We start from the raw sequence: 7965 nt of genomic DNA, 5'->3' as shown, positions 1-7965 counted from the left end.
TTTGTATGGACAGATGGTTTTGACACTCCAGACAGATGATTTTAACGGGAATTGGCGGGTTTCTGCGGGATTTCGCGGGTCGCCGTGAGCCTCGCCGATTACTTCCGATCTTCTGTGACGCGCCGGACGTGGACGACGAACCGGCCGAGCGCGGACCGCGAGGGGGCGCGGCGCTCGCCGAAGTATTGGACGACGGCCGCGTGGACGTCGTCAAGGTATTCCGTCGTCGCCCGCGCGATGACGAACAGCGCCACGTCGCGGTCGCGCATCACCCGCGAGCGCCATGACAGGCGCGCGCGCACCAGGCGCTCGTAGACCTCGGCCGGCGCCAGGTGCGGCGTGCCGCCGAGGCGCTCGTACTCCTCGCGAGGGATCGCCACGGCGCGCCCGGAGCGGAGCGCGAGAACGGTCTCGAACTCCTCGGCCGTGATCAGGCTCGGCCGCTCCGGAGTGCTCGCGTCGTGGCGCGTCATCGCTCGCGACCTCAGCCGAGATACGGCGTCATGATCATCTCGGCCGAGCCGGACCAGACGTTCGTTGCCCCGTTCGCGAGGTGGGTTGCGACGAGCAGCGAGCGCGCCTTGCCTTCGAGCGTCGGAGACACGACGAGGTGCGTCGCCGTGATCCCGAGACGCTTGCCGTTGTCGCCTCGCCGGTTCTGCATCGCGGCCCGCGCGGCCTCGTAGTTGACGGCGTTGAGCTCGGCCTTCGAGCCGAAGCCGAGCTGCCAGAGGCCGAAACCGGCATTTCCGCGCCCGCGTGTACCGTAGACGTATTCGTCCCGGAAGAACACGTGCGGGTCGCTCGGCTTGTCGACGTGCTGAAACTCGAAAGGAATGCGCTCCTGATAGATCAGCGGCTTGATCGGCTGGCTGCAATCCAGGAGAAACCACGGCTCACCCTCGCCGTCTTGAAAATTCGAAGCCAGAGTGTCCGCGCCGTTCTCCGCGATCACCCGGTGCTCGGCATCGAAGAATGGCTGTCCGTCATAGCAGGGCTCGTGAAACCCGGCCGAGAGAAGGGCGAACACCAAGCTGTCCGGGAAGAGCGCGGCATCGCGACCCATCTTCTGGTAGACCGGCGACATGACGCCGTACTTGTCATCCTCGATCTGGGTCCGCTGAACGGCAACGGTGCTCTCGAAGCGGCGGTTCTTGATCGTGTAGCTCGACGCCATCAGGCTGTTGATGTGCCGATCGCCGAGCCATTCCCGAATGGCCGGCGTCTCGCCGAGCCATCCGTATTCGGTCTCGCCCGTCTCGCTCGGAACCACCATCGCCACGTCGCGGTAGCGCGACGGCGCTTCCGAAAGGCCCTTGTTGAAGGCCGTGTTGAAGCCCTTGAAGATGAGGTCGAGATTGCTCGCGTTGATCAGCATCACGCGCCCTTTCCGTACTTGGCCACGTCGTCGGGGGAAAGGCCGAGACGGGTGTGAACTTCATCGACCCGACGCCCCGCACGTGCGCCGGGATCGCGGATCTGGTTGCCGTCCGCCTTCTTCAGCATCTGGGCCAGCCCCGCGACGGGCGTGGCGAGGTTGTCGACGAAGCTGTCGAAAGCCGGGCGGTTCGACATGCACAGCTCGAGCGCCCAATCCTTCATGAAGACGAAGAGGCGGCCATCCTCGATAGCCTTGTCGACGGCCATCTGTGCCGCCTGGAGCGAGCACCCCTGATGCGCGGCGGCGAGCTCGGCTGCGGTCTGCTGGAATACGCTCATCGGCACGTATTTCGCCGGGTCGACACCGCCCGCCTTCTTCATGCTCTTGATCGCCTCGATCACGGCGGCCGGGTCCGCAGCCGGATCATCCAGCTCGAGCAGCTTTCGCAGCTCCGCGAGGAATTGGTCCATCGTCATGCCTACTGCTCCGGGTTCGGCTCGGCGCGCGTTGAGCGATGTCAGCTCGACAAGCGCCGGGTTGTTCGTGAGGGATGCACGCGCGATCCTGCGGACCCGTCCGTCCGCGCCGAACATGATGACGGGCGAGATGAAGCGGTACTCTCGATTGCGGATGCGTTCTGTCGCGGCCGGCGTCCACTCGACGTCGCCCCATATCCCGTCCGCGCGACTGTGCATGCTCGCGATCCATCCTGCCGCCGGCGCCGGTCCGCCCTTTGGCGCTGCGAGGTCGGTGGCATGGTCGTAATCGATCGGGAGCGTCTGTCCGGCGGCGATGGCGAACGACGCCGAAATCAGCTCGCTCGCGTTCGCGACGGTGAAGGGTCCGCGTCCATCCGCGCACTGGAACGTGCCGGCGGGTAGAAGATGGATCGTCGTCGGTACGTTCGCCGGAAGTTGCACTGCCGCGGCCGCCGCCTGAAAGAGCGCGGGCGGGCTCATCGGAGCGACCTCATGTAGGCTTCCACCAGCGGATGAGGGCCGGCGGAAACGTTTCGGCGGACGGTCCGCTCATGCGCATTGAGCCGCGCGCCGATCTCCGGCATTCCGAGCCCGTCGACGAAGTAGAGCTTGCTGATTACGACGGGCTGCGATTTCGGGATGACGATTTGCTCGCCTCCCCATTGGTCCCGAAGCCGCGCGAGTTCAGCCGCCGTGAGGAAGTGGACGAGAGGAGAGCCTGGGCTGCGCGGCACGTAGCAACTGCGTCCGCCCAACTCGGCGCTGAGGTCAGCGGCGCGTGGCAAGCCGAGCAGTTCTACCAGACCGAATATGTCCAGGCCGTCCGTGACCACTCGTCCCGCCCTCTCGCGATACCCGCCGACGGCAATGGATAGACAGGTTTCCGGGGGAGAGGGAGCCGGACGCGCGTCCGGGGGCGGCGGTGAGGAAGACGGCGACCGCGCGCGAGACCGGACAGACGCTCCCCATGGATTACCGTTGTGTCACCGGCATGGGGCGAGGAAGCCCGACGGACGCCACATAAGAGCCGAAAGAGGCGGGTAAGAGGCGGGTCGGCGCGGGAGGCCGGCCCGCCGGTCGTGGAGGGCGCGTCGTGCGTCCTCAGGCGGCTCCGGTGAGCGCCGCGCTCCGGCGTCGCACGATCGCCCGCAAGCCCGTGATCGCCTTCGCCGCGACCTCCGGGGAGGCGAAGCGGAGCGACGACACGCCATATGAGCGCTCGAACCATCGATCCAGGGCGCTCGGATCGGTCTCGCCGGCCTCGCGCCAGAGCGACTTGATCAGCGCCACCTGGCGCGGGCTCGCCATCCCGACGCGCTGCGTCCCGAAGGTCCGCTGCGTCCAGGTCGACCGGAAGCCGCACGCGGTGAAGTAGGCCATCACCGCCTCGAAGCCGGCCGGGTCCAGGTCCCGCGCGCTCGCGACGCCGCCGCGATCGGCGAGCACGGCGCGATAGGTCGCCTCGTCCAGGCCGAGGCGCTCGCGGGCGATGTGGACGAGAGAGAGCTGTGCGGGCGTCACGACGTCACCTCCATGATGCGGTTGACACTTCTCCGCAGAACGTCGGGGCCTCGAAGGTACCATCCGTTCGCCACCGCCGTCAGCTCCAGCTCCTTGTAGCAGTGCTCGAACGAGGGACCATCGTGCCGGAAGAAGAGGCGGGCGAAGAAGTCCGCCGCATCACGCGCCAGCCCTGCGACTTCGCCGTCTTCCTCAGCGTCGGCCGGGTTGAGGTAGGTGCCGAAGACGTACATCAGCGATGCCCAATCGTCGTTGAGAACGTCCGCTTGAGCGTATCGGCCGCCAGCCTCGGCGATGGTGGCGATGGCGCGAAGCGCGCGGCTCGCGTTCTGAGCGCGGAGCGAGAGTTCGTCTCGCTGGCCGCTGGCGACCTCGCTCGCCTGATCCTTCACGAAGAGCGCCCGGCGGATCGCGTGAATGTCCGCCGCCGCTCCGTTGTCCACAGTCGCGTGCATGGTTTGCTCCCTCAGTTCATCTTGTTGCGCTGGGCGTTCTCGCCGCGCGGCGCGCCCGATACGATGCGATTGACCTCGGCCAACGAGATAGCCTGTGCATCGTTGATCGCCATGCTCCAACGGTTGAGGGCCTCGTTGACCTCGACGGGCATCGGGATCGGCTTTCCGTCCGCTTGGATAAAGCACCGCAGCATCTCGTTGTTGACCTCGAGCAGATGATCAATTGCTTGACTGTGGTGCCGCACCAGACCGATAAGCTGAGCTTTCGAGAGATCGTCCAAATTCAAGATGTTCTCTTGCGTCATCTGTCCATTCCTTCCTAGTTGGTCGTGGAACGACCATCGAACCCGCGCCATGCGCGTTCGATGTGCTCGAAGGCCAGATCGGCCCCGAACGCCTCGGCGAGCGTGATCGCGCTCGCGAAGACCTTGGCGATGCGGCGAAGGCCGTTCTTCTGGCCCGCCTGCTTGCGGAGGAGTTGCCGCGAGTGCTCGCACTCGAAGCCCCAGCCGGCGAGGAGCGCATCCACGTCGGCGGGCTTGGCCTCGCTGATGCGCAGCTCGGCAGCCGCGCGGCCGGCGAGCTGCGGAAGCGATGCCACCTTGTCGAGAAGGTCGAGGTGGCCGGCGAGCACCATGCCGAAGCCGTCGCCGTCTTCGAGATGGTCGAAGATGGCCCGGACTTCCTCGAACCCCTTCGTCGTGAGATTCTGCGCTTCGTCGCAGATGAGAAGCGAAGGGCCGGCGGCGAGCCGGTGCACGATCGCGCGGCGCACCGGCGCCGGCTGCGAAGGCAGGTTGCCGAGGCCGAGCGCCTCGGCGATCTCGGACAGCACGGCGAAGACGCTCGTGGTGTCCGGGGAGAACCGCACGTACCAGACGCGCGGCGTGGTCGCCGCGTAGTACCGGAGCGTCCGCGTCTTGCCGACGCCCGGCCGCCCACCGATCGGCACGATCTCGTAACTGCGGTGCGCGAAGTTCGCCTTCTCGAGGATCACCTCGGCGGAAGGCGTGGCGACGAACTCGCGCACGCGCGCCAAATAATCCCGGTTGCGCGGCCGCATCCCGTCTTGAAGGTCCTCCGAGAGGCCGCTATCGTCGATCCTGTCCATTGACACCTTCCGCGTTGGTTCGGGAGCCGGGAGCGGTGAAGCGCTCCCGGCTTTCTCGTTTTCAGCCGGCGAGCCGGCCACGCTCGCGCTCGGCCTGGACCTTCCTGGCGCCGATCGCGAGAAGCTTGTGGAAGTCGTGATCCGGCGCCGCCGACATGGCTGGCGCGGGGGCGCCCTCGCGCTTCGGCGAGCGGCCGAAGCCCGTAGCCGGGCGCACCACGGACGCCTCGGGAGCGGTAAGCGGCACGATCGGCGGCAGCGCCTCGGCGCGCTCGGCGTCGCTCATGAGCTTCAAGGCGGCGATGCGATCGCGCTCGGCCTTGCGCGCTTGGCGCCGGCCGCGAGCGTACTGGCGGGCCGCGTCTGCGCTCGCGAAGCCGCCCTTCTCGAGGAGCGGCACGCGGTCGCTGATCAGCCGCCCGTCGAGCGTCTCCACCAACAGCGGCGAGGCGAGGTCGTCGGGATTGTACCAGACCACGACCTCTCGGCCGGCGTGATCCTGCAGCTCGGAAGCGAAGTAGCGGTTCACGTGCGGCGCCTTGCCGAGCTTCACGGATCCGCTCGGCGTCACCGTCCGGCGCTCGGCGATCGAGAAGAAGTAGCGCTTCTGAGCCGCCGTGAGCTTCGGCACCTGGACGGATGCGAGGCCCTCTTCGAAGACATCGCGGTGCGATCGCTTGAACGCGACGGCCGAGGCGCGGTCGCGGCGGGTGTTGTAGTGCTCGATGCCCTCGCGGAGGATCGCTTCGAAGGTCGCGAGCGGCACGGCGCGCGAACCATAGTTCTCCGGCTTGTGCGCGGGCGACTTGCCCGTGTAGCAACCGGCGAGGGCGGGGTGCTTTTCCGTCCGCTCCTTCACCTCGGCGAAGCCGCGCTCGATGAGCTTGGACCGGCCGTTGTAGGGGAGCGTGAAGCGAGGCGTGCAGCCGACGCGAGGCAGGATGCCCTCGATATCGTCCGGCCGGTCGGTGAAGCGAAAGCGCTTCTTCGCTCCCGCCGTCAGTGCCTTGTTGGCGGCTGCGCGCGTGTTGTCGAACCGCGCCGCCTTGTAGATGCCGAACGTCTCGAAGATCGAACACAGGACGCGCCGGTACGAATGCGAGCTTTCCGTCTCCGTAACCTCGTATCCGAGGAGGAGATTGCTCGCCTCGTCTTGCGCCAGGGTGATGACGGGCCGGATGATACGCCCGTCCGGCAGCTCCACCCGGATATCCCAGATACGGCTGTCCATGTTGAGCCCGTCGAGCGGCTTCAGGCCGGACCGGTCCCGCTCCTGGTGTGGATACATGGCGTCTGCGGCCTTGTCGCCCTCGCGCAGGCGCACCTTGACGGCGGCCGGGAGCACCTCGAACCGACGCTTCAGCGTCTTCGCGGACGGGACCGGCCCCCAGCCCTTGTGCGCAGCAGCTCGCACCGTGCGTTCGTAGACGGCCTGAAGCTGCGGGGCTTCCTGGCGCCCGTAGTCGCTGAAGAAGTACCGGAGTACGTCCGGGTGCACCTCTTCGGCCTCGCGCCCGCGATAGCCCTTGACGAGCGCGGGAAGCCAATGCGCCGGGTGAAGGTCGCGGACGCAGCGCCAGGCGTTCCGCACGGTCGACACCGACACGTCGAAGACGACGGCGACGGCCGCATAGGCGTCCTGCTTGCTCTCGCCGGCTTCGATCCGCGACGCCAGGTCCGCGCACATGGCCCGGCGGCGATCCGCCTCGGCCCGCTGAGAAGGCGTCGCGTGCATGTAGACCTCGAACGGCACGGGCGCCTCAGAGGGCTCTGAGAGGGCTCTCAGCTCGGGATGATCCCGGAACGCGGTGGGGAGGGACGCCAAAGCGTACAGGTGGGTTCTCCCCCCGCGCACCGAAGCCGAACCGACGCGGCGCGCACCCGCACGTCCAAGCCGAGCGATTAGAGCCTTTGTGTCGCGTGGCATCCCACACTCGGCCGCCAGGCGCTTTAGATGAGCGAGTGACACGGCGTCCATCACCCGGCAACGTCCTTGGCGCGAAGGTACGCGAACACCTTCCGGATGATCTCCTGCGCCTTCGCCCCCCGCCAACGCCCGTTCAAAGCCGCGGCGACGTTCTGGCGCTTCAGCCCCTCGCGCGCACTCCACGCACTGAGGCTTTCACCGCGAAGGATAAAGCCGGCGCGCGCGCGTGCCATCAATTGCGGTCCGGGATTTTCTGGGATAGGTTCCATGTGTCATCCGTACGCGATCTGCGTAAGGAATAAACGCAAAATGGGCTGACGTCAATGGAGCGAAAGGACCTTTCAGGCGTGATCAATGCCGCCGAAATTCTTCAAAGATTGAAGAATGCCTATCGCGCAACTACAGATCGCCAACTCGCTGCTGATCTTCGGGTATCGACGTCCACGCTCGGTTCCTGGAAGGCACGCAATTCGATCCCAATCGAATTGCTTGTCGAACAGTCGGTTATGCTTCGTCTGTCCCTGGATTATATTGTTCTCGGGCGCGGCGGGCGGGATAGCGTACCCGATTTTGATGCAAAAGCTTTCGAGATTGCTGTCAGCATCCTTGTCAAGCGTCTCGATGAGGGCTGGCCGCGCACTGAAGTTTCGAGGTTTACCTTTGAGAAATATCGTGACGTTGTAGATATGAGAGATCGTTTGATGAAGTTATACGGGTACAGCGCCGAGGACGCATACAAGCATCTGACGCCGATTGACTGATGTGGGAATGCTCCTTGCGCAATGCGCCGCGGCTCAATATTCGCAAAACGCGTTTCCAACTGCGAGCGGATCGGCTCTCCATCAGCTCCTCGAGTGACGGCCTCGCACCGGAAAGCGTGGGCTGCCCATGCCGCGCCATGTTTCGTCTAAGTCACTGTGATATAGCGGTTTTTCGCAGCGGCCTGAAACATCAGCATTCCCTAAAGCGTGGGGTGCTCTCGCCGAATCCCACGCTTTGTTAAAACCATCTGTCCCGCACCGGACCTCTAACGCATTGATTTCGCTTGCTGCCGGCCCCACGCTTTGTCAAAACCAATTGGCCGCCCACAG

The 7965-nt window shown here is 65.7% G+C and carries 11 protein-coding genes; 1 reads left to right on the top strand and 10 read right to left on the bottom strand.

Features of this window, described 5'->3' with window-relative positions:
* Positions 1-98: 98 nt before the first annotated feature.
* The 10 genes from AB9M23_RS22475 to AB9M23_RS22430 all read right to left on the bottom strand — a co-directional run bounded on the left by AB9M23_RS22475 (position 99) and on the right by AB9M23_RS22430 (position 7107).
* A complete protein-coding gene (locus tag AB9M23_RS22475; RefSeq protein WP_372426936.1) occupies positions 99-473 on the bottom strand; it encodes a hypothetical protein in 375 nt (124 codons plus the stop codon).
* 11 nt (positions 474-484) lie between these two features.
* Positions 485-1378: a Mu-like prophage major head subunit gpT family protein gene (locus tag AB9M23_RS22470; protein ID WP_372426937.1), complete on the bottom strand. Its 894-nt coding sequence runs from the start codon at positions 1376-1378 to the stop codon at positions 485-487.
* Positions 1378-2340, bottom strand: coding sequence for a phage protease (locus AB9M23_RS22465; RefSeq protein ID WP_372426935.1), 963 nt, complete (start codon positions 2338-2340; stop codon positions 1378-1380). Before AB9M23_RS22465 ends, AB9M23_RS22470 begins: the two co-directional genes overlap by 1 nt.
* Positions 2337-2693, bottom strand: coding sequence for a hypothetical protein (locus AB9M23_RS22460; protein WP_372426934.1), 357 nt, complete (start codon positions 2691-2693; stop codon positions 2337-2339). Before AB9M23_RS22460 ends, AB9M23_RS22465 begins: the two co-directional genes overlap by 4 nt.
* Before the next feature lie 268 nt (positions 2694-2961).
* Positions 2962-3381 (bottom strand): regulatory protein GemA, encoded by a 420-nt coding sequence (locus tag AB9M23_RS22455; RefSeq protein ID WP_372426932.1) that lies wholly within the window; start codon positions 3379-3381, stop codon positions 2962-2964.
* Positions 3378-3836 carry a DNA-binding domain-containing protein gene (locus tag AB9M23_RS22450; protein WP_372426931.1) on the bottom strand — a complete coding sequence of 153 codons (459 nt, stop codon included), beginning with the start codon at positions 3834-3836 and terminating at the stop codon, positions 3378-3380. Before AB9M23_RS22450 ends, AB9M23_RS22455 begins: the two co-directional genes overlap by 4 nt.
* An 11-nt stretch (positions 3837-3847) precedes the next feature.
* Positions 3848-4141: a hypothetical protein gene (locus AB9M23_RS22445; protein WP_372426929.1), complete on the bottom strand. Its 294-nt coding sequence runs from the start codon at positions 4139-4141 to the stop codon at positions 3848-3850.
* Positions 4142-4155: 14 nt separating this feature from the next.
* Positions 4156-4947 (bottom strand): AAA family ATPase, encoded by a 792-nt coding sequence (locus AB9M23_RS22440; RefSeq protein ID WP_372426928.1) that lies wholly within the window; start codon positions 4945-4947, stop codon positions 4156-4158.
* Positions 4948-5008: 61 nt separating this feature from the next.
* Positions 5009-6700, bottom strand: a complete 1692-nt coding sequence (locus AB9M23_RS22435) for a transposase domain-containing protein (protein ID WP_372426927.1) — start codon at positions 6698-6700, stop codon at positions 5009-5011.
* 224 nt (positions 6701-6924) lie between these two features.
* Positions 6925-7107, bottom strand: coding sequence for a helix-turn-helix domain-containing protein (locus tag AB9M23_RS22430; RefSeq protein ID WP_372426926.1), 183 nt, complete (start codon positions 7105-7107; stop codon positions 6925-6927).
* A gap of 114 nt (positions 7108-7221) precedes the next feature.
* Between AB9M23_RS22430 and AB9M23_RS22425 the strand changes: the two genes are divergently transcribed.
* Positions 7222-7635, top strand: a complete 414-nt coding sequence (locus tag AB9M23_RS22425; protein WP_372426925.1) for a helix-turn-helix domain-containing protein — start codon at positions 7222-7224, stop codon at positions 7633-7635.
* Positions 7636-7965 lie beyond the last annotated feature (330 nt).

The sequence above is a fragment of the Salinarimonas chemoclinalis genome, from assembly GCF_041514305.1.
GTDB lineage: Bacteria > Pseudomonadota > Alphaproteobacteria > Rhizobiales > Beijerinckiaceae > Salinarimonas > Salinarimonas chemoclinalis.
This window is presented reverse-complemented; position numbering and strand designations above follow the sequence as displayed.